The sequence below is a fragment of the Nonomuraea sp. B1E8 genome (assembly GCF_039871515.1).
Classification (GTDB): Bacteria; Actinomycetota; Actinomycetes; order Streptosporangiales; family Streptosporangiaceae; genus Nonomuraea.
Genome location: NZ_JBDPLS010000007.1, coordinates 133,943 through 154,666, shown reverse-complemented (window position 1 = coordinate 154,666; position 20,724 = coordinate 133,943). Strand labels below are relative to the sequence as shown.

Sequence of the window (20,724 nt, the reverse complement as noted above, 5' to 3'; positions counted from 1 at the left end):
TCCGCCACCGCGCGGGTGCGTCGATGACGCGCCACACGATGACCGGGTCCTTCCTCGGCCAGAGGCTGGGGCATGAAGGCCATGCTGCCACCGATCGCGTCCGAGCGCGTCTGCCCGGCCGCGGCCGGTCGGTGAGACTCGGCGCCCCCGCGGTCATCCGGACGACCACACCCGCTCGCCGCCCACCCAGGTCGAGCGCACCCGGGTGGCCGCGATCTCGTCGGGCTCGACGGCGGTCAGGTCGGCGTCGAGGACGACGAAGTCGGCCACCTGGCCGGGAGAGAGCCGGCCTCTCCGGTGCCCGTCGCCTGTGGCGTGCGCCGAGCCGTGCGTGTAGACGCCGAGCGCCTCGATCACGCCGAGCCGCTGAGCGGGGCCGAAGTCCAGGCCCGCGGCCGACCTGCGGGTGACCATGCTCTGCACGCCGAGGAGCGGGTCGATGGGCACGATGGGGTAGTCGGACGAGCCGGCGACCTCCAGCCCGGCGTCCAGCAGCGAACGGTGCGCGCAGATCCGGCCGGCCCGCTCCTCGCCGTAGAAGCCGGTGAGCGCCTCGCCGTACAGATGGGCGAAGGCGGAGAACGGCACCGGCGTGACGCCGAGCGCGACCAGCCTGGCGATGATCTCGTCGTCCACGATGCTGCAGTGCTCGATGCGGTGGCCGGCCCCGGTGGCGGGCAGCGATGCGAAGACGTCGAGCAGCTTGCTGATCGCCAGGTCGCCGTTGGCGTGCACCGCGACCCGCGCTCCCGCGGAAGCCACGGCGCGCACCCGGCCGGCGAACTCCTCGTCGGTGAGGATCTGCAGGCCGTTGTCCGTGCCCGTGCTGCTCGGGTAGGGGTGGCGGCACAGGCAGGTGCCGCCGGACAGCGCGCCGTCGTACATCATCTTCACCCCGCTCAGCTGCAGCCGCTGGTCTGCCTCCTGGCCGGGCCAGGTCGCGGGGTCGAAGTAGGTGTGCCACAGCAGCATGCTCACCCGCGGCGTGAGCGCGCCGCGGTCCCGTGCCTCGGTGTACATCCGCTGCTCCACCGGGGTGACGATCGCGTCGCAGTAGGAGGTGATCCCGGCCCGGTGCAGTTCGTCGTTCACCTCCGCCAGCGCGGCCACCTGCGCGGCGAGTTCGCCGGCCGGCGCGATGGTGTCGCGCCGCGGTCCTGGCAGCCACGGGTCGAGCCAGGCGCGTTCGAGCAGCCGGCCGTCGAGCCGGCCGGCGGCGTCGGTCATGAGCTGCCCGCCGTCCGGCGCGTCCGCGGCGGTGCGGTAGCCCAGCAGTTCGAGCGCCCTGCTGTTCACCACCGCCCGGTGGAAGGAGTAGTGGATCAGCACGACGGGGTGATCGGGCGAGACGGCGTCGAGGAAGTCGCGGTCGACGCCGGGGATGAGGCGATCGTCCAGCGGCTGCCCGACGACCCACGCGCCGGGCGGCGTCCGGGCGGCCCTGGCCCGCAGGGCGGCGGCGACCTCCGCGGCGCCGGCCGCGCCCGTCAGGTCGACGCGGACCCTGGCGAGCGCGGCCTGCGAGACGTGGCAGTGCGCGTCGTTGAACCCGGGCACCACCAGCGCGCCGTCGAGGTCGACCTGTTCCGCGCCCGGTTGCCGTCGGGTCAGGGCGGCCCGCGTCCCCGTCGCGACCACGACGCCGTCCTCGACGGCGAACGCCTCGGGCTCGGTGCCGTCCAGGGCCAGGATCCGCCGCGCCGTGAACAGCTTCACGGCGCCACCACGGCACCGTAGGACTCGGGCCTGCGGTCGCGGTAGAAGGCCCAGCGATCCCTGATCCGCCTGATCTCGTCCAGGTCGAGGTCCTGGACGACGAGGTCGGGGTCGGTGTCGCTCGCTGTGTCGCCGATGACCTTCCCCTCCGGGCCGACGAAGTAGGAGGTGCCGTAGAAGTCGTTGTCGCCGTACTCCTCGACGCCGACCCGGTTGATCGCGCCCACGAAGTAGGCGTTGGCCACGGCCGCGGCCGGCTGCTCCAGCTCCCAGAGGTATTTCGACAGCCCGCGATGCGTCGCCGACGGGTTGAACACGATCTCCGCGCCGCCCAGTCCGAGCGCCCGCCAGCCCTCGGGGAAGTGCCGGTCGTAGCAGATGTAGACGCCGACGCGGCCGACCGCGGTGTCGAACACCGGGTAACCGAGATTCCCCGGCCGGAAGTAGAACTTCTCCCAGAAGCCCGGCAGGTTCGGGATGTGGCTCTTGCGGTACTTGCCGGCGAAGGAACCGTCGGCGTCGATCACCGCGGCGGTGTTGTAGAGCACCCCCGGCTGCTCCTCCTCGTACACCGGGAGCACCATGACCAGGCCGAGCTCCGCCGCCAGCGCGCGGAAACGCTCCACCGCCGGCCCGTCGGGCACGGCCTCGGCCCAGTCGTAGAACCGCTGGTCCGTCACCTGGCAGAAGAACGGGCCGTAGAACAGTTCCTGGAAGCAGATCACCTTCGCACCCCGCTCGGCGGCGCGGCGCGCGGCGTCCTCGTGCTCCCGGATCATGCTCTCCCGATCACCTGTCCACCGCGTCTGATACAGCGCTGCCCGGACGACCCTGCTCATCGTGACGACTCCCTTCGTCTGTGACTTCACGGTTCTCGGTGTTCTCCCCGTCGAGTGGCTTCGCCGGCGCGGCGGAGACCGCCACCAGGGTGATCACCGCCACCACGGACAGGTAGGCGCCGACGGCGAGGCTGCTTCCCGTCGACTCGAAGAGCCAGGCGGCGATGAACGGCGCGGGTGCCGATGCGACGATGCCGCTCAGCTGGTAGGACAGTCCGGCGCCCGTGTAACGCACCCGGGTCTGGAACAGCCCGGGGATGAAGCTCGTCAGCACCGCGCTGGAGAACGCGTGGCCGATCGGCAGGGCGAGCACCACGGCCAGCAGGATGCCCCAAGCGGTGCCCGTGGCGAACAGCGCGAACATCGGCACCCCGATGACGAACCCGATCACCGCGCCGAGTTGCAGCAGCCGCTTGCGCCCGATCCGGTCGCCCAGCATCGCGACCAGCGGCAGCGAGACGATGTCCAGCGCCGCGGCCAGCATGAGCATCAGGAGGATCTGGCCGCGATCGAAGCCGAGGTCCTGCGGCCCGTGCGCGAGCATGAAGACGGTGGACAGGTAGAAGACGGTGTTGCCGACGCCGACGGACAGGGTGCCGATCAGCACCGCCCGCTTGTGCTCACGCAGCACCTCGAGCAGCGGCACCCGGCGCTGCCGCCGGCGCCGCGCCTCCGCCTCCTGCATCTCGGTGAACTCGGGCGACTCGCTGACCTTGCTCCTGACGTAGAACCCGACCGCGATCATCGCCGCGGACGCGAGGAACGGCAGCCGCCAGCCCCAGGACTGGAACTGCTCCTCCGGCATGCTCTGCACGAGGAAGAACGCGCCGTTCGCGAGCAGCAGCCCGGCGGGCACCCCGGCCTGCGGCCAGCTCGCGAAGAAGGCCCGCTTGCGTCGCGGCGCGTGTTCGAGCGCCATCAGCGCGGCGCCTCCCCACTCGCCGCCGACGGCCACACCCTGAACGATCCGCAGGAGGACCAGGATGAGCGGCGCGGCGATCCCGATCGTGTCGTAGTTCGGCAGCAGGCCGACCAGGACCGTGGCGATCCCCATGCCCAGCAGCGACCAGATGAGCATCTTCTTGCGGCTCATCCGGTCGCCGAAGTGGCCGAACAGGATGCTGCCGAGCGGCCGGGCGACGAACGCGATCGAGAACGTGGCCAGTGAGGCGAGCGTGCCGGCCGCCGGGCTCAGCGTGGGGAAGAACTGCCCGTTGAGCACCAGGACCGAGGCCGTGCCGAAGAGGATGTAGTCGTACCACTCGATGGTGGTGCCGACGAAACTGGCGAACGCCACCCGTACCGGAGGTACGGCAGGCGGGTTGGAGGTGGAGGACATATGAGTCACCTCTGCAAGCTCACGGATATGTGTTTGCGCTGGGTGTAACTGTCGAGCATCCCCTCGAGGGAGAACTCGCGACCGATTCCGCTCTGTTTGAAACCCCCGTAGGACTGCCCGAGCACCTGTCCGCCCCCCTGGTTGACCTGCACCCAGCCGGCCTCGAGCGCGTGCGCGGTGCGCAGCGCCCGGCTCACGTCGTGCGTCCAGACGAACGCGGCCAGCCCGTACGGCGTGTCGTTGGCCATCGCGATCACCTCGGCCTCCTCGCGCCACGGGATCGCGCACACGACCGGTCCGAAGATCTCCTCCTGCGCGATCCGCCAGTCGTTGGCGACGCCGGTGAAGACCGTGGGCTCGACGAAGTAGCCCTTGGACAGCGGGCCGCGCTCCGGAGGCAGGCCGCCCAGGGCGATCCGCGCCCCCTGCTGATCCATGCCGTCGCGGATGTAGCCGCAGACCTTGTCGAACTGCCTGGCGTTGACGATCGCGCCGATGTCGGTGGACTCGTCGAGCGGGTCACCCACCGTGAGCGAGCCCAGCCGGCTGGTGAGCTTGCCGACGAACGAGTCGAAGACCGTCTCGTGGACGAACAGCCGCGAGCCCGCCGTGCAGGACTGGCCCTGGCGGAAGAAGCGCATGCCCGCGATCACGCCGTCGACGACCCAGTCCTCGTCGGCGTCGGGGAAGACCAGTTGCGGGCTCTTGCCGCCGAGTTCGAGCGAGACCGGGGCGACGCGGTCGGCTCCGGCGTGCATCACCTGCCTGCCCACGGAGGTCGAGCCGGTGAAGCTGAGCTTGGCGACGCCGGGATGCGCGGTCAGAGCCGCGCCCGCCTCCTCGCCGTAACCGGTCACGACGTTGAGCACGCCGGCCGGCAGGAACTCCTGGCAGATCCTGGCCACTTCCAGCACCGCGAGCGGGGCGTCCTCGGCGACCTTGAGCACCAGCGTGTTGCCGGTGATCAGCGCGGGGGCGATCTTCAGGGCGGAGAGCATCAGCGGGGCGTTCCACGGGACGATCGCGCCGACCACGCCGAGCGGCTCGCGCCTGGTGTAGTCGAGTACGGCGTCGCTGAGCGGGATCGTCTCGCCCTTGGCCTCGCCGGCCAGACCGCCGAAGTAGCGGAAGCAGTCGACGACGAACCGGGCCTCGCCGCGTGACTGGGTGCGCAGCGCGTTGCCGTTCTCCAGCGAGACCAGCCGGGCGAGCTTCTCCACCTCCGGTTCGAGGGTGTCGGCGACGCGGCGGAAGAGATCGGCCCGTTCGCGCGGCGGGCGCGCCCGCCAGGCGGGGAAGGCGCGGGCGGCCGCGTCGACCGCACGCCCGACGTCGGCGGCGTCGCCGCGTGGCACGCGGGCGACCGTGGTGCGGTCGCCGGGGTTCTCCACCTCGATCCACCGGCCGTTGCCTGCCGTGACCCACTCGCCGTCGATCAGCATCGGTTGCTCGGACACGTGCTCCTCCTCAGCCGGCGGCGTACTCGTCGGCGATCTTGAGTGCCGCGTCGTAGACGGCGAGCCCGCGGTCCAGCTCGTCGTCCTCGATGATCAGCGGTGGCGCCACGTGCAACCGGTTGAAGTGGGTGAACGGCCACACGCCGCCCTCGCGGCAGGCGGCGGCGACCCGCGCCATCGGCTCGTTGGCCTGGCCGGCGGCGTTGAACGGCACCAGCGGCTCGCGCGTCTCCCTGTCGCGGACGAGCTCGATCGCCCACATCAGGCCCATCCCGCGCACCTCGCCCACGCTGGGGTGCCGCTGCGCGATCTCGGCCAGCCGGGTCTCCAGCCGCTCGCCGAGTGCGCGTACCCGGGGCAGGATCCGCTCCTCCTCCAGGACCTTCATGTGCTCGACCGCCACCGCGCAGGCCAGCGGGTGACCGCTGTAGGTCAGCCCGCCGGGGTAGGCGCGGTCGCCGAAGAACCCGGCCACCCCGGCCGAGATGATCACGCCGCCGAGCGGGACGTAGCCGGAGTTGACGCCCTTGGCGAAGGTGATCAGGTCGGGCCTGACGTCCCACGCCTGGCAGGCGAACCAGTGTCCGACGCGGCCGAATCCGACCATGACCTCGTCGCAGATCAGCTGGATCCCGTGCCGGGTGCACAGCTCGCGCACGCCGCGCAGGTAGCCGGGCGGCGGGACCAGGACGCCGTTGGTGCCGACCACGGTCTCCAGGACGATCGCGGCCACGGTGTGCGGTCCTTCGAGTGTCACCACCTCGTCCAGGTGACGCAGTGCCCGCTCGCTCTCCTCCTCCGCGCTCGTGGCGGAGAAGGCGGAGCGGTAGGGGTAGGGGCCGAAGAAGTGCACGGCGCCGGGCAGGCCCGGCTCGCTCGGCCAGCGCCGTGGTTCGCCGGTCAGCGAGATCGCCCCGGTGGTTGCGCCGTGGTAGGAGCGGTAGGTGCTGAGCACCTTGTGCCGGCCGGTGAACAGCTTGGCCATCCTGACCGCGTTCTCGTTGGCCTCGGCTCCGCCGTTGGTGAAGAAGACCTTCGCCATGCCCTCGGGCGCCCGCTCGACGATCATCCGGGCCGCCTCGCTCCGCACGTCCACGGCGAACGAGGGGGCGGCGTAGGCGAGCCTGGCCGCCTGGTCGCCGATCGCGGAGATCAGCCGTGGGTGGCCGTGTCCGAGGTTGGAGTTCACCAACTGGGAGGAGAAGTCGAGGTAGCGGTTGCCCTCGTAGTCCCAGAAGGTCGACCCCTCCGCGCCCGCCACTGGCACGGGGGAAATGTGGTCCTGTGCCGACCACGAGTGGAAGACGTAGCGGCGGTCGTCGTCGGTCACCTGTCGCGCGGTCACTGATACGCCCTTTCGCTGGTGGGTGGCATGAGATTACGTGTAGCGATGTCGGTGGACAATAGAAACTTTGTGATAGTACAAAGAGCTGTGGACATTTCTGCGTCGGTGAGCGACCGCACGGCGGCCGGCATCGCCAAGGCGTTCGGCCGCCTGATCACCAGCGGAGAGCTGCCGGCCGGCGCGCGGCTGCCGACGGTCAGGAAGCTCGCCCAGGAGCTCGGCGTGAGCCCTGCGACCGTGTCGCAGGCGTGGCAGCGGCTGCTCAGGGCGGGCCTCGTCCGCACCGACGGCCGGCGCGGCACGGTGGTGCGCACCCCCGCCAACCTGACCGGCCCGACCAGATACAGCCGGCTGCGGGCCGAGGGCTTCGCCGGCCTGCTCGACCTGTCGGAGAGCTGGCCGGATCCCGCGCTCCTGCCGCGCGTGGAGTCCGTGCTGGAGGAGCTGAGCAGGGATCAGCGCACGAGCAGCTACTTCGACCCGCCGCTGCTGCCCGGCCTGGAGGAGGTGTTACGGGCGGACTGGCCGTTCCCGCCCGCGGTGCTCACGCTGGTCGACGGGGCCATGGACGCGGTGGACCGGCTGCTGTCCGGACTCGTCAGGCCCGGCACCAGGGTCGTGGTCGAGAACCCGACCTTCCCCCCGATCCTCGACCTCCTTGAGCTGTTCGGCGCCGAGGTCGTCGCTCTGCCCGTCGACGACCGCGGCATCGAGCCCGGCGACCTCGGCGCCGCGCTGCGCGAGGCCGACGCGGACGCCGTCATCCTCCAGCCGCGCGGCCAGAACCCCACCGGCCACAGCATGGACGAGCCGCGCGCCGAGGAGCTGGCGGCGGTGCTGCGCGACTCGACGGCACTGATCATCGAGGACGACCACTCGGCAGGGATCTCCGTGTCCGAGCCGGTGAGCCTGGGCCACCACCTTCCCGAGCGGACCGTGCACATCCGCGGCTTCTCCAAGTCGCACGGCCCTGACCTGCGGATGGCCGCCGTCGGCGGCGCCGAAGGGCCGATCATGTCGCTGCTGCGTCGCCGGATGCTCGGCTCCGGCTGGACCAGCAGGCTCCTGCAGAACGTCCTGCTGCGCCTGCTCACCGGTCAGGAACCCCAGGAGCAGGTCGCCGCGGCGCGGAAGGAATACGCCGCGCGAAGATCGGCGCTGCAGCGGGCGCTCACCGCACGCGGCGTGACCGCCCACGGCAGAGACGGCACCAACCTCTGGGTCGGCGTGCGCAACGAGCAGCAGGCGCTGGTGTCGCTCGCGCTCAACGGCGTGGCGGTCGCGCCCGGCTCGGCGTTCATGGCGACGCGGCTGCCCGGCGACTTCCTCCGCGTCGCCTGCGCGCCGCTCGACCAGCACGACGTCGACGGCGTCGCCGAGACCATCGCCGAGGCGGCGCACGCGACCCGCCGCCGCTGAGCCGAGTATGTCGCCGTCGTGGTCAATGCCGTCGGCGCACCGTGTTCGATGTCCTCATGGTGTGCACAGTGAACCATGAGAGTTTACGGTGTATATATCGCCGCTGCCGCCAGGATCAGCCGGCCTCCGCGAGCAGATGTACGACACCGGCCGGGTTCTTGATCCAGTGGGTTCGGGAATCGAGGTTCTCCAGGGGCTCGACCTCGTCACACGGGTGAATACCGATGTCGGCCAGTCTGGCCGCTGCCGCGTCCAGGTCATCGGTGTGGAGCTGCAGCCACAGGTCGGGCCGGCTGTAGTTGTCGACACAGTCGAGCCACAGCGTGTTGGGGCCGAACCGCACCGAATGAGTTCTCGAGACGGTCGGAGCGTAGGAGACGTCGTCTTCTTTGACGTCGAAGCCCAGAGTGTCTCGGTAGAAGGCCACGGTGGCGTCGTACTGTGCCTTGGGGATCTTCATGGCGATGTTCAGTCCGGCGGTGAATTCAGGCCTGCTCATAGTTGCTTGACTCCTTCGTGTCGGTGGCGTCCAGTGCGCGTTCCAGGGCGTCCAGCCGGTCATCCCACCGGTTGGCGAGCCTGGCCAGCCACACCTGGGCTGTGCGAATGGCGGCTGGTTCCAGCCGGTAGGGATGGCGGCGGCCGACCGGTTCGCCGGAGCTGATCAGGCCCGCTTCGGCGAGTTGGTTCAGGTGCTTGGCGATCGCCTGGCGGCTGATCGGCAACCGTCGCGCCAGATCAGTGACGGTTGCGGGCCCGGCGCGGGCAAGCTCCTCCAGCAGCGCCCGCCGCGTCGGATCGGTGAGCGCCGCGAACACCGCAACGGCCCGTCCTTCCGCATCAGGCAGTCGCATCGAGGTAGGTCTCCAGGTCGACGAGCTCCGTGTCCCATCCCTGGCTGTTGGCCTTGTGGGCGGAGTGGGCCACGTCGGCGGCGGCCTGGGTGAATCCGCTCTCCACCAGGCGCAGCCGGGTGCCGCCTGCCACCGGTTCCAGGGTGAAGTCGACGAGCGTCCGGGGTGCGTCATCCTCCGGCAGGCCCTCGATCGCCCACCTGAACGCGAACCGGCGTGGTGGGTCGACCACCGCGATGGTGGCGACGGATTCCTCGTCGAGGTCGTCCCAGCGGAAGAACGCGCGCCCACCGGGCCGCAGATCTATCTCCGCCACCGAGCCGAACCACCGCGAGAGCCCTTCCGCGGTGGTCAGCGCGGTCCACACCCGCTCGATGGGGTGCCGCAGCACCACCACACGTTCGATCGCGTCCGCAACCATGCTCACCCTCCTTCGCAACCTGTAGGTTGCCATTGATGGCAACCTACAGGTTGCTATAGCAGCCCCGCAAGAGCCGGCACGGAGGGCGGCTTACGCGGCCCGGCTCGCACAGACGCTCGGACATGGCCCTGAACCTCCGGCCACTGTGACGCACCTGCTCGAGATCGGCCGCCGCCGGATCGGCGTGCTGGGTGCCCCGGCAGCCCTCAGCCGGTCGGCGCGCCGGACGTCGTGATGCGGTAAGTGCGGCCGGCTCGTCCGGCCAGGGCGATGACGTCAGGCTCGGGTCCGGTGACGCTGACGCTGCCGCCGGTCGTGGTGTCGATCACCTGGTAGGCCCCGGTGAACATGCGGCCGCGTACGTTGACCGTCGCGTCGCGGTCGAAGGTGATGAGGATTTCGGTGGCCGCGCCGGAGCTCCAGGTCGTGTCCACGGTGTAGCCGCCGCGCCCTCGCAGACCTCGCACCTTTCCGTCAGGCCAGGCCGCCGGCAGTGCCGGCAGCACGTGCAGTTCGCCGTTGTGGCTCTGCAGCAGCATCTCGGCGATGCCGGACGTGGCGCCGAAGTTGCCGTCGATCTGGAAGGGGGGATGCAGGTCGAACATGTTCGGCGCGAGCCGGTCCGTCCTCACCAGCAGGCGAAGCAGCGCATGCGCACGGCCGCCTTCCTCCATCCGCGCCCAGTAGTTGATCTTCCAGGCGAGTGACCAGCCGGTCCCGTCGTCGCCGCGCAGTCCGAGGGTCCGCCGGGCGGCGGCGTACAGCGCCGGGGTGCCGCGTTTGGTTATCTGGTTGCTGGGATGCAGGCCGTAGAGGTGGGAGATGTGCCGGTGCGCGGGCTCGGTCTCGACCCAGTCGTACAGCCACTCCTGGATGTTGCCGCGCGAGCCGGTCTTCATCGGCGGGAGCCGGTCGCGGGCGGCCAGGACCCGCGCCCGGAAGTCGGCGTCGACGCCGAGCGCCTGGCAGGCCTTGGCGCAGCCGTCGAACAGGTCCCGCAGGATCTGGTTGTCCATCGTGGGGCCGGCGCAGACGCTGACGTTCGTATGGTGGGCCAGTTCAGGCGAGTTCGACGGGTTGGTGACCAGATATCCCAGGTTCGGCTCCTCCACGAGGGTCTCGAGGAAGAACTGCGCGGCACCTTTCATCGCCGGGTAGTACCGCCGGAGGAAACCCAGGTCGCCGGTGAAGCTGTAGTGGTCCCAGATGAGCGTGGCCAGCCACGCGCCGCCGGTCTGCCACATGCCCCAGAACGCGCCGTCGACGACCGACGTCGCCCGCCAGGCGTCGGTGTTGTGGTGGGCCACCCAGCCGCCGGCGTTGTACTGGACGCGGGCCGTGCGGGCGCCGCTGACCGCGAGCTCGTTGATCATCTCGAACACCGGCTCGTAACATTCCGGCAGGTTCGTGGTGTCGGCCGGCCAGTAGTTCATCGGCAGGTTGGCGTTGATGGTGTATTTCGAGTCCCACGCCGGCGTCAGCGAATCATTCCAGATGCCCTGCAGGTTGGCCGGCTGGGTGCCCGGCCGCGAGGAGGAGATCAACAGGTATCGGCCGAACTGGAACAGCAGAACCGAGAACTGCGGGTCGTCGCTGTTCGCGTGCCGCGCGATCCGCACGTCCGTCGGCTGGTCGGCCGCCGCGGTGCGGCCGAGGTCGAGCGTCGTACGCCCGAACAGCCGCTGGAAGTCGGCGACGTGCCGGCTGCGCAGGTCGTCGTACGTTCTGCCGGTGGCGGCGTCGAGATGGCGCCGGGCGATGCCCTGGTAGTCGCCGCCGACATCGCGGAAGTCGAGGTAGCTGGAGCCGATGGAGATCAGCACGGTCACGCTGTCGGCGTTCCTTACCCACAGCGTTCCGCCGGAGCTGCTGACGCTGCCGCTTTCGGTGACGGCCCGAGCCAGGGCCAGGAATCTAACGGAACCGGTCACTCCTTCCATATCGCCCGAGATGCCGTCGAGTGCCACGGTCGTCCTGTCCGGGCTGGAGCGCGTCGTCCGCTGAGGGCTCCCGAACGTCGCGGAGAACGTGATCGAGCCGGGCCTGTCAGCGGTCAGGCGCATGGCGATCACCTGGTCCGGCGCGCTCGCCAGCACCTCGCGCCGGTACCGTACGCCGTTCCGCAGATAGGACACGGCCGTGGTGGCCGTGGTGAGGTCCAGATAGCGGTTGTACTCCGTGACCCCGGCGGCATCGCCGAAGCTGAGCCGCAGATCGCCGACGAGCTGGTAGGCCAGCTGGCCGGCCGGGGTGCCCCGCATGTTCTGGTCGATCATCGTCTGGGCCTGGCTCCACTGGTTCTCGAAGACCAGTTGCCGGATCCGCCCCAGCGCCGCCGCCCCCCTGGGATTGCTCTGGTCGTAAGGCCCGCCCGCCCAGACCGTGTCCTCGTTGAGCTGCAACCGCTCGGCACCGACGTTGCCGAACACCATGGCGCCCAGGCGGCCGTTGCCGATCGGAAGTGCTCGCAGCCAGTCCGTGCCGGCGCTCTCGTCGTACCACAGGGCCAGATCGTTCGCGGCGGCCACCTCCGGAGGGGGCGCCGAGGCGGCCCTGGCGGCGGCCGTCCACGGCGACGGCACCATCGCGGCTCCGGCTCCGGCCGCGCCGAACCTCAGCACTTGTCTTCGCGAAAATTCAGACATCTCGCCTCCCGTTCTCTGGGGTTGCGGCCGGCTCAGCCATGCGGCGCGAGCCCTCCGTGCCGCCCTCGGCCGGGTGGTCTGTGCGCACCACCGGGGCGGCAGGGTCTGTTCAACCGATCTGCACGAGTTGCCATTGCTGGTTGGCGCCGCCCCAGTCGTCGTACTGGACGATGTCGGCTCCGTCGGCGGTGGAGGCGTTCTGGACTTCGAGGGCCTTGCCGCTGTTGCGGTTGGTGAGGCGGATGTGGCCGCCGGCGGAGTCGGCGAGTCTCCACTGCTGGTTGGCGCCGTTGTGGTCGGCCCACTGGACGATGGGGGCGCCGTTGGCGGTCGACCAGTTGTGGACGTCCAGGACCTTGCCGGAGTGGCGGGACCTGAGCCGGTAGTAGCCGCCGCCGGAGTCGGCGAACTGCCACTGCTGCTGATTGCCGTCGTTGCGGGCCCATTGCGTGATCCGGCCGCCATCGGCGGTGGACAGGTTGTACACGTCCAGCGCCTTGCCACTGTTGCGGTTCACCAGCACGTACCATGCGCTGGTGTCGACCCCGCCGGGAGCGCTGGACGCACCGGTCACGAAGGTCGTCACGCTGCGAGCGGGGAGCGTGACGGTGAAGGAGCCGTTCGACACGCTGGTCGTGCCCTGGGACGCGACGTTCCTGCTCGCGTCGGTCAGCCAGGACGAGACGCTGGACGCGGTGCTGTTCGCCAGGCTGAACTGCTGGCTCACCGCAGAGGTCCCCTTGTTGATGGCGACGACGACCGTGGAGTCGCCGCCCAGGTACGCCGATACGTAGACGTTCGGCGCCGGGTTCGCGGTCGCCTCGATCCGCACGTATCCGGGGCGGACGAACCTGGCGAAGTGCGCCATGTTGGCGCCGCGCTTGCTGATCTGGCCGTCCTCCCGCATGGGACCGTAACTGCGCCGGACGTACCACCAGATGTACGCCTGGAACTCGGCGTCCACCATGGCGCGGTGGATGTGCTCCCCCACGTCGAGCGCCTGGGGCCAGAGGTCCGCCGAGTCGCTGCTGTTGGGGTGGTAGACCTCGGTCATCCAGAGTTCCTTGCCCGCGCCCCTCTGCTGGAAGAGGGGATAGGGGAAGTTCGCGTACGGCGTGCCGTAGAGGTGGGCCCCGATGATGTCCACGTTGGCGAGCGCCGCGGAGTCGTTGAGGATCGGGTCCGACATGTTCTTCAGGTACTGGAAGGACTCGGGCGCGATGACCCTGGTGCTGATCGAGCCGGCGTTCTCGCGTAAGAACCGCACCATTTCTGTGGGGGTCCACCACGTCCACTCGTGCGCGTAGTCGGGCTCGTTCTGCACGGATATGCCGTACAGGTTCACCCCGTTGTTCCGCATGTGGGCGGTGAAGTCGTTCAGGTGCTGGGCATAGGCGCCGTACATGTCGTACCTGAGGCGTCTCGCGTCGGTCTGACTGCCGCGGACGAAGGTCTCGACCATGCGGGCGGGGGGATTCCAGGGCGACGCGATGACGCTCGCCCCGAGCTCGACCGCACGCCTCGCCGTCGCCAGATCACGGCTCCAGTCCGCCTGGTCCTCGGGGACGGGGATCCTCAGCACGGAGAACCCCAGCCGGCCCTCGCCTGTGCCGAACGCCGTGTCGCGCTGGGCGGCGGTCAGGTCGCCGATCCAGGCGGCATGGGCCATGCCGCCGAAGCCCCGGATCGTCTGCCGCCGTGCCGACGGATCGATGACCACCGTGGCGGCCGCGCCCGCCGAGGCGGTCGCGCCCGAGGTCATGGCCGCGAGGACCGGCAGGGCCCCCATCGTGGCCAGCGCGCTTCTCCGGCTCAGCCAGGTTCGTTCCCCGCTCACGGGCTCGTTCCAGCCATGCGTCATGTCTCCTCCTCTGGCTGTCGGCGCTGATCCGTGCCCTCCGGGTCCCACCGGCTCCCGGTGGCCACGAGCGACGACGGCCACCGGGAGCGGTGCTCCCAGCCGGAATGGCTCCGCGCCGGTCTTCTGGGGCGGGAGGTGCTGTGAACGATGTCTCGGCCGGCCCTCGGCACGCGAACAACAGGTCCGGCACCGGCCCTCGCAGCAGGCGGGGGACCTTCTCCCGGTGTCGTTGTTCGCGCTAACACTTCCAGCTGGAAGGTAAAGGCCTCTGACGCGGCTCGTCAACCGCTCACCGCAAGAAACGTAACTAAGATCAAATCCGCTCTCCCCGCACCTGCGCGGCACGGGACGGGCCGGTACGCCCGGTATGAGCGCGATACGGGCAGCAATCTAACGTCGAGCCTGTCGCAAGTTAACTGCTGCCATAGCGGCTTTTTCCGTGAAACTTTCACCTGGGCTTGGGCGCGACACGATCCTCCATGGAGGCGTAACTCCAGGCGAGAAGGCGTTGGCGACAACAACGCCCAGGCCGGCAGGGTCCGCCCCTCGTTGACGCCAGGTAGGGCCGTCGGATGTACTCCGCGACGAACGCACTCACCGGAACAGGCCCCATGCATCCACTAAATGTTAACGCTAACCATGCGGCTCGGCACCGTGCGGACAGTCGACATGCACGGCTGGACTGAGGAGAGACATCGATGAGCAGGAAACGACTCGCCTTCACCGTCACTGTGCTGCTGGCCCTGACGACGGGCGCCGCGGCGGCCGGCTCGGCCCTTCCGGCGCAGGCGCTGGACAACGGCGTGGGCCGTACCCCGCCGATGGGCTGGAACACCTGGAACACCTTCGGCTGCAACATCAACGAAACGCTGATCAAGCAGACGGCCGACGCGCTCGTCGGCTCCGGCATGCGCGACCTGGGATACGAGTACGTCGTGGTCGACGACTGCTGGTTCGATCCCAGCCGCGACTCGGCCGGCAACCTCCAGGCCAACCTGTCGCGGTTCCCGAGCGGCATGAAGGCGCTCGGCGACTACCTGCACGCCAGAGGCCTGAAGTTCGGCCTCTACCAGGCGCCGCTGGACCGGACCTGCGCCCAGTACTTCGGCGCCTATCCGGGCGCGACCGGCAGCCTCGGGCACGAGGTCCAGGACGCCCGGCAGTTCGCCGCCTGGGGCGTCGACTACCTCAAGTACGACTGGTGCTCGCCCACCGGCACCATCGACGACCAGGTACGCACCTTCGCCAAGATGCGGGACTCGCTGGCGGCGACGGGCCGGCCCATCCTCTACAGCATCAATTCCAACAGCATTCACGAGAAGACCGGTCCACAGCGCAACTGGGGCGACGTCGCCAACATCTGGCGCACGACCGAGGACATCACCAACGCCTGGAACACGGGCCAGACCAACGGCTACCCGATGGGCATCCAGAACATCGTCGACGTCAACGTCCCTCTCGCGGGCAACGCCCGGCCAGGGCAGTTCAACGACCCCGACATGATGGTCGTCGGCCGGGGCGGCATGAACGACACCGAGATGCGCAGCCACTTCGCCCTCTGGGCCGTCATGGCCGCCCCTCTGATCGCCGGGAACGACGTCCGGAACATGGACAACGCGACCGCGACGATCATGAAGAACCGGAATCTGATCGCCATCAACCAGGATCCGCTCGGCCTCCAGGCCACCCAGGTCGGCAACGACGGAACCCGCCGCGTCCTGGCCAAGCGGCTGAGCGACGGCGACGTCGCGGTCGCTCTGTTCAATCAGGGCGGCAGCACCACCACGATCAGCACCACCGCGTCCGCCATCGGCCTGACCGGTGCCGCGTTCACACTCCGTGACGCCTGGACGGACGCCGTCACCACGACGACCGGAAACATCTCGGTGAGCGTCCCGCCCCACGGCACCGTCGTGTTCCGGGTCAGCGGCGGCACCTCCTCGCCGCCCACCACCCGGATCCAGGGTGTCGGCTCGGGGAGGTGTCTCGACGTGTCCGGCGCATCCCAGGCCAACGGCACCCACGTGGTGATCTGGGACTGCCACGACCAGAACAACCAGCAGTGGACCTCCACCACCGCTGGTGAGCTACGCGTCTACGGCAACAAGTGCCTGGACGTCAACAACGCTGCCACCGCCGACGGCACCGGCGTCATCATCTGGGACTGCAACGGTCAGAGCAACCAGCAATGGCGCTTCAACGCCGACGGAAGCATCACCGCCGTCGGGGCGGGCAAATGCCTGGACGTGACAGGCAACGCCACGGCCAACGGCACCAGGCTCCAGATCTGGACCTGCACCGGCGCGCCCAACCAGCGCTGGACCCGCGCGTGAAGGGCCGTTCGCAGGACCGCGGCATCGCCGGGCCCGGACCCACCGACCTGGCCTGATCACCCCGGTGCGGCCGGTCAGCAGCCACCCGCCGATCCGCTGCCGGAGCTTTCGGAGCCCGGGATGACAGACGTGGTCGTTCCGTTCAGGGTGAGTCGGAGCGTCGGCGCGAGGGTGCCGCCGAAGCTGGCCCGCGCCCGCGTGGCCGCCGCCTGCCGGATCTCCACGCCCGGCTCCGACCGGTAGTTGGCGAAGCTCACCACGCGCAGGTCGGGCAGGACCAGCCAGGCGTAGGCCTGATCCGGTTCGGCGCGGGGATTCTGGATCACGAGCCCGGATCCGTTGAGCGGTTCGTACGGTCCCGTGAGGCTGGGCGCGGCGAAGCCGTACAACCCGGTGGGCGCGCGCCCTGCCGGATGGAAGGTGTGGCGCTGGGTGGAGAAGAAGAGGTAGTACGACGATCGGTGCACGACGACGTGCGGTCGTTCGAGCTCATGGTTGACGCCTTCGGCCACGACGAGGGGCGGCAGCAGGGACCAGGCGCCGGCCCGCCGCCCGGCCAGGGCGACCGCACCGGTGAAGCGGCCGGCCCAGGCGGTGGACGCGGCGACCAGCAGGTACTCGCGCCCGTCCGCCGGGTCGCGAAACCAGCCGGGGTCGCGGAACGCCCTGATGTTCCCCGGTGACCCGTGGGACTCCTCGGCGGGCAGGTACACGCGGCCGTCCGGGCGGAGGACCTCCCGGTGCCCGGCGTCCCCGTCCAGCAGGATGCGCCCGCAGCCGGTAACCAGGGCGGGGCGGGTCTCGACGACGCTCTGCCGGAACGTGGGCCGGGCTTCGCCGCGCCGCCCGGCGGCCGTGTAGAACACCGACACCGTGCCGTCCGGCCGGCGGACCGCCGATCCCGACCACTCGCGGCTGCCCGGGGAGGCGCCGTCTGCGAAGGCGTGCCCGCGGTCGCTCCACCGCCCGTCGCCGTCTCTGGCGAGCAGGCGGATGCGGGCCTGGTCGTGGCGTTCCTCGGGGTGGCCGGCGGCGGGGGCCGACAGCGCCATCCACAGTTCGCAGCCGTCGATCAGAGCCGTCGAGCCGTCCTCCTCCTGGATCGGCCACAGGTCCCACAGATCGTGCTCCGGCAGGATCCGCGGTACGGCCGCCGGGTCGATGACGGGCGCCGTGGTCTGGCTGCTCTCCACGAGCAGATCGAGGTGCCGGCTGGTCCAGAGCGCGGGCCGGGCGCCGTTCACGCGACATCCCGCCCGCGGCCGGCGGCGAGCCAGCCGGGCACTCCCGAGCGCGCCACCGCGCCTGCCCGTCCTTCTCGGAGCATGAACGACCTCTGCTTTCACGCGTGTTGTTGTCCCGTCAGCCCTTCAAGGAGCCCTGCAGCAGGGCCTTGACGAAGTGGCGCTGGAAGATGAGGAAGACCAGCAGCGTGGGGGTCAGGATCAGCAGCGATCCGGCGCACAGCAGCGGGATGTCGGTGCCCCACTGGCCCTGGAAGGCGCCCAGCGCGCCGGACATCGTGCGCTGGGCGGGGTCGTCGACGAGGACGATGGCCAGCAGGAACTGGTTCCAGGTCCACAGGAACAGCAGGATGCCCAGGGACGAGATCGCCGGCAGGGCCAGGGGGACGTGGATACGCCGGAACAGCTGCCACACGTTGGCGCCGTCCATCCGGGCGCTCTCGGACAGTTCCCCGGGCATGTTGACGAAATGCGCGCGCATCCAGAAGACGCTGAACGGCATGAACAGGCCGATGAGCGGCAGGATGATCGCCCAGCGCGTGTTGAGCAGCCCCATGTCGCGGATCTGGTAGTACAGCGGCGTGATGATGCCCTCGAAGGGAAGGGTCAGGCCGAGCACGAACAGCAGGAAGACCACGCGAGCGCCGATCACGCGCAGGTGGCCGACCGCGAAGCCGGCCATCGTGCCCAGCAGGATCGAGATCGGCACCACGCCGAGCACGATGAGGACGCTCGACTTCAGCAGCTCGCCCATGTTCGCGGCCTCGAAGGCGCGCAGGAAGTTGCCCCACTGCGGATCGCTCGGCCAGGCCAGCCCCGGCGGGTAGGTGCCCGAGGGGTGCAGGGCGGTGACGAACAGGCTGAGGAACGGCAGCAGCGTGATCGCCATCATGAGGACGAGCAGCAGCCTGCCGGTCCAGGCCTCCCGCCAGGCGGTGATCATCGATTGCCGTCCTTCGCGAACCACTGGATGGGCAGGGCGCAGGCGATCACGAGGAGCATGAGCACCATGGCCAGGGCCGAGGCCGTGCCGACCTCGCGGTCGGAGAAGGCCAGGTAGTAGATCTGCAGGCCGGGCACCATGGTGGTGTTGCCGGGGCCGCCCTGGGTGGCGATGTAGATGATGTCGAAGCCGGCCAGGGCGGCGATCACGGTCACGGTGACGCAGACGGCGATCTCCTGGCGGAGGCTGGGGACCGTGATGGAGACGAACTCGCGCCACGGGCCTGCGCCGTCGAGGCGGGCGGCCTCGTACAGTGCCGGATCGATCTTGCTCATGCCGGCGAGGAGCAGCAGCGTGCAGAGGCCGAGCAGCACCCACGCGCCGATCATGCCGACCGCCGGCAGGGCGGTGGCGAAGTCGCCCAGCCAGGCCCGGGTCACCCCGCCGAGGCCGATGAGCGAGAGCAGCTGGTTGATCACTCCGGTGGAGGCCAGCAGCCAGCTCCACGCGATGCCGGCCGCGACCAGCGGGATGACCTGGGGCAGGAACAGCACGGTACGCGCGACGAGGGCCAGCCGGCTCTGGGCGATGCGCCGGATGGTCGCGGCGATGGCCAGGCCCAGCACGACCGGGATCGCGCTGAAGAACACGATCAGCTCGAAGGCGTTGACCAGGGAGTCGAACAGGTCGGGGTCGGTGAAGACCCTGCCGTAGTTGGCCGCCCCCACCCAGGTGGACGGTCCGATGCCGTCCCATTCGTACAGCGAGTACTGGAACGTCAGGGCGATCGGGCGCAGGACGAACACCGCGTAGAAGGCGAGCGCCGGGAGGACGAACAGCCACCCGGTCAAGCCGCGCGTACCTCGCAGCTTGGCCGCGGCCTGCCGCCGGTGCGCGGACCGGGCCATCACCGCGGTCAGTTCCCTTCGAGCTGGCCTGCGTAGTCGGCCTGGACCGATGTCAGCAACCCCTGCGGGGTCTGCTGCCCGGCCACCAGCTTCTGCAGGTTCGGCGTCCAGCTCTTGGCGTAGATGGCGCCGGTGGCGTTGGCGATGAAATCCATGGCGCCGTTGTCCTCGGCGATGTCCGCCCCGGCGGCCAGCGTGCTCGCGGTGACCTTGTCCTTCGCCACGGTCGGCATGTACGCATCGGCCGGTCCCATCGGACGTGATCCGCCGACCTCGACGCCGATCTCGCGGGCCCGCTGGTCGGTGGCCACCCAGTTGAGGAAGAAGGCGGCGCAGCCGGCGTTCTTGGCGTTCGCGGCGATACCGAAGGTGAGGGGCGCCGACATGGTGGCGAGTTCGCCGCCCTTCTGTGCGGGTGGCATCAGGGAGAAGCCGGCGTTGCCCGCCATCTGCTTGTCGAGGTTGCCCGACTCCCAGTCGCCGTTGAACATGAACAGGCCCTGCCCGTCGATGAAGCGGCTCATCATGGTGGCGTAGTCGACCGCGTTGACGTCCTTCTGGAAATAACCGGCCTTGATCCACCGCTCCAGGTGCTGGGCGGCCCGCAGGTTCGGCGGGGTGTCGATGGTGGCGCCCGGCTTCTGGAAGATCCAGTCGTTGATCGGGGCGGCCGGGCCGTAGGAGGCCATGAGGTTCTGCAGCGGGAACGCCAGGCCTCCGGTGGCGCCGCCGTTGAACTGGACGATGGGCGTGATGCCCGCCTTCTTGGCCTTGTCCAGCACCTCGTCGAGCTCCGCCAGGGTGGCGGGCGGCGCGGACATCCCGACCTGGGCGGCGAGCTTCTTGTTGTAGAAGAGGCCGGTCATGCTCATGTTGAGGCCCAGGGCGTACAGGGAGCCCTCCCCGCGCGGGCGGCCGCCCTGGCCCAGGCGCAGCTGTTCGAGCTGCGAGGCCGGCCACTTGTCCCAGCCGAAGGCCTGCGCGTAGCCGTCGAGGTTCTTCAGCAGGTTGTCCTTGACCAGCTCGGAGACCTGGGGCAGGCGCATGAGATCGGGCGGGTTGTCCGCCAGCACGCGGGGCGCGTTCTGCGTGATGACCGCGAACTGGTCCTCGCGGATGTTCCATGTGACGTTCGGGTGCTGCTTGGTGAACTCCGTGGTCAGCGCCTTGGGCAGCGGAAAGCCGGTCTCGAAGTAGCCGCTCATCGTGATCGGCGCCGTGCCGCAGGTGGGCGCCGTGGACACCGGTGAGGCGCCGGTGGCCTGCGGCTGCGGGCTGTTGCCGCCGGGGGCCGAGCAGGCGGCGGCCAGCGTTCCCATGGCGATCATGAGCGCGGCGCCGGACGTGCCGGGGCGGACTCGACGAGCCATGTGCATCTCCTCTGCTGCTTGGGACGATCG

The 20,724-nt window shown here is 69.8% G+C and carries 16 protein-coding genes; 2 read left to right on the top strand and 14 right to left on the bottom strand.

What is annotated here, in order from left to right; genetic code table 11:
* Positions 1 to 153: 153 nt before the first annotated feature.
* From ABGA98_RS23845 to ABGA98_RS23825, 5 genes are read right to left on the bottom strand one after another with little or no spacing between them, the layout of a single operon-like run.
* Positions 154 to 1,716, bottom strand: a complete 1,563-nt coding sequence (locus ABGA98_RS23845; RefSeq protein ID WP_347620607.1) for an amidohydrolase — start codon at positions 1,714 to 1,716, stop codon at positions 154 to 156.
* The gene (locus ABGA98_RS23840; protein WP_347620606.1) at positions 1,713 to 2,555 is read right to left on the bottom strand and encodes a nitrilase-related carbon-nitrogen hydrolase; all 843 of its coding nucleotides are present in this window, start codon (positions 2,553 to 2,555) and stop codon (positions 1,713 to 1,715) included. The genes ABGA98_RS23845 and ABGA98_RS23840 overlap by 4 nt, the downstream gene beginning before the upstream one ends.
* Positions 2,506 to 3,894, bottom strand: a complete 1,389-nt coding sequence (locus tag ABGA98_RS23835) for an MFS transporter (protein ID WP_347620605.1) — start codon at positions 3,892 to 3,894, stop codon at positions 2,506 to 2,508. The genes ABGA98_RS23840 and ABGA98_RS23835 overlap by 50 nt, the downstream gene beginning before the upstream one ends.
* A gap of 5 nt (positions 3,895 to 3,899) precedes the next feature.
* On the bottom strand, positions 3,900 to 5,351 hold the full coding sequence (locus tag ABGA98_RS23830; RefSeq protein WP_347620604.1) for an aldehyde dehydrogenase family protein: 1,452 nt from the start codon (positions 5,349 to 5,351) through the stop codon (positions 3,900 to 3,902).
* Between the two features lie 10 nt (positions 5,352 to 5,361).
* A complete protein-coding gene (locus ABGA98_RS23825) occupies positions 5,362 to 6,696 on the bottom strand; it encodes an aspartate aminotransferase family protein (RefSeq protein WP_347620603.1) in 1,335 nt (444 codons plus the stop codon).
* 87 nt (positions 6,697 to 6,783) lie between these two features.
* On the opposite strand from ABGA98_RS23825, the gene ABGA98_RS23820 reads away from it, so the two are divergent.
* Positions 6,784 to 8,115 (top strand): aminotransferase class I/II-fold pyridoxal phosphate-dependent enzyme, encoded by a 1,332-nt coding sequence (locus ABGA98_RS23820; protein ID WP_347620602.1) that lies wholly within the window; start codon positions 6,784 to 6,786, stop codon positions 8,113 to 8,115.
* A gap of 115 nt (positions 8,116 to 8,230) precedes the next feature.
* On the opposite strand, the gene ABGA98_RS23815 is transcribed toward ABGA98_RS23820, so the two are convergent.
* The 5 genes from ABGA98_RS23815 to ABGA98_RS23795 all read right to left on the bottom strand — a co-directional run bounded on the left by ABGA98_RS23815 (position 8,231) and on the right by ABGA98_RS23795 (position 13,896).
* Entirely contained in the window at positions 8,231 to 8,614 is a 384-nt protein-coding gene (locus tag ABGA98_RS23815; RefSeq protein WP_347620601.1) for a VOC family protein, read from the bottom strand.
* On the bottom strand, positions 8,601 to 8,969 hold the full coding sequence (locus tag ABGA98_RS23810) for a metalloregulator ArsR/SmtB family transcription factor (protein ID WP_347620600.1): 369 nt from the start codon (positions 8,967 to 8,969) through the stop codon (positions 8,601 to 8,603). Before ABGA98_RS23810 ends, ABGA98_RS23815 begins: the two co-directional genes overlap by 14 nt.
* The gene (locus ABGA98_RS23805; RefSeq protein ID WP_347620599.1) at positions 8,956 to 9,390 is read right to left on the bottom strand and encodes an SRPBCC domain-containing protein; all 435 of its coding nucleotides are present in this window, start codon (positions 9,388 to 9,390) and stop codon (positions 8,956 to 8,958) included. Before ABGA98_RS23805 ends, ABGA98_RS23810 begins: the two co-directional genes overlap by 14 nt.
* A 206-nt stretch (positions 9,391 to 9,596) precedes the next feature.
* On the bottom strand, positions 9,597 to 12,035 hold the full coding sequence (locus tag ABGA98_RS23800) for a glycoside hydrolase family 95 protein (protein ID WP_347620598.1): 2,439 nt from the start codon (positions 12,033 to 12,035) through the stop codon (positions 9,597 to 9,599).
* Between the two features lie 109 nt (positions 12,036 to 12,144).
* Positions 12,145 to 13,896 (bottom strand): RICIN domain-containing protein, encoded by a 1,752-nt coding sequence (locus ABGA98_RS23795; RefSeq protein WP_347620597.1) that lies wholly within the window; start codon positions 13,894 to 13,896, stop codon positions 12,145 to 12,147.
* A gap of 698 nt (positions 13,897 to 14,594) precedes the next feature.
* Here ABGA98_RS23795 and ABGA98_RS23790 point away from each other — a divergent pair.
* Positions 14,595 to 16,229, top strand: coding sequence for a ricin-type beta-trefoil lectin domain protein (locus tag ABGA98_RS23790; RefSeq protein WP_347620596.1), 1,635 nt, complete (start codon positions 14,595 to 14,597; stop codon positions 16,227 to 16,229).
* Between the two features lie 74 nt (positions 16,230 to 16,303).
* Here ABGA98_RS23790 and ABGA98_RS23785 read toward each other — a convergent pair whose 3' ends face one another.
* From ABGA98_RS23785 to ABGA98_RS23770, 4 genes are all read right to left on the bottom strand, one after another.
* Positions 16,304 to 17,473 carry a glycoside hydrolase family 68 protein gene (locus ABGA98_RS23785; protein ID WP_347620595.1) on the bottom strand — a complete coding sequence of 390 codons (1,170 nt, stop codon included), beginning with the start codon at positions 17,471 to 17,473 and terminating at the stop codon, positions 16,304 to 16,306.
* Between the two features lie 118 nt (positions 17,474 to 17,591).
* Positions 17,592 to 18,416 (bottom strand): carbohydrate ABC transporter permease, encoded by an 825-nt coding sequence (locus ABGA98_RS23780; protein WP_347620594.1) that lies wholly within the window; start codon positions 18,414 to 18,416, stop codon positions 17,592 to 17,594.
* Positions 18,413 to 19,267 (bottom strand): sugar ABC transporter permease, encoded by an 855-nt coding sequence (locus ABGA98_RS23775; protein WP_347620593.1) that lies wholly within the window; start codon positions 19,265 to 19,267, stop codon positions 18,413 to 18,415. The genes ABGA98_RS23780 and ABGA98_RS23775 overlap by 4 nt, the downstream gene beginning before the upstream one ends.
* A 65-nt stretch (positions 19,268 to 19,332) precedes the next feature.
* Positions 19,333 to 20,694, bottom strand: coding sequence for a hypothetical protein (locus ABGA98_RS23770; RefSeq protein WP_347620592.1), 1,362 nt, complete (start codon positions 20,692 to 20,694; stop codon positions 19,333 to 19,335).
* Between the last annotated feature and the right edge of the window lie 30 nt (positions 20,695 to 20,724).